General features: G+C 65.4%; 1 pseudogene. It reads left to right on the forward strand.

Features of this window, described 5'->3' with window-relative positions:
* Positions 1-337: pseudogene (locus tag ACU8YC_RS25475) on the forward strand (ISL3 family transposase); the annotation flags it as partial.
* Between the last annotated feature and the right edge of the window lie 310 nt (positions 338-647).

Consider the following 647-nt stretch of genomic DNA (forward strand, 5'->3'; position numbering starts at 1 on the left):
CATCCGGCAGGACGCCGAGGCAGCACGCGTCGCCGACCTGGCGCGATGGTTCACGATGTTGGTGCGCGCTTGCGGCCTGGATGGCGACCGACCGGTGGATGCGGCCGGCGAACTCGACAGATGGCTCTCCGAGACGCGCACCTGCGGCGTCGCGGCATTAGAGACCTTCGCGGCTGGCTTGGCGCAGGACGGGCCGGCGGTGCGGGCGGCGCTGACGACGTCGTCGAGCACCGCTCAGGCTGAAAGGCAGATCAGTCGGCTCAAGATGCTCAAGCGTACCATGTACGGCCGCGCCAGCTTCGCACTGATTCGCCGCCGCGTGCTCCATGCTACCTGATCCACGCAAAGTGCGGGAGAACCGAACTCGTGGCCCTTCCGTCCGGTCGTCGGATCCGAGCATAATGATGGGGGTCATAGTCGCGTGAAGCTCGCGCGGCTGGCCAATCCTACCGCGAAGCCTCGGCTAGGCTGGCCAACCCGAGCGTCATCGAGCATGCTGCGTACCCTAGCACCCCTACCAGATTGGCTCCTCCGAGATTGGGCGTTGTGATGGCGTTCGATCCGCGCCATCAGTCGCAGGAGCCGGTCATCGCCAACTCGATGGGAATTCCGTGAGCAGTCTGAAATTTGGGACGAGCGGCTTGCGC

This window comes from Citrobacter sp. VF227 (assembly GCF_052950715.1).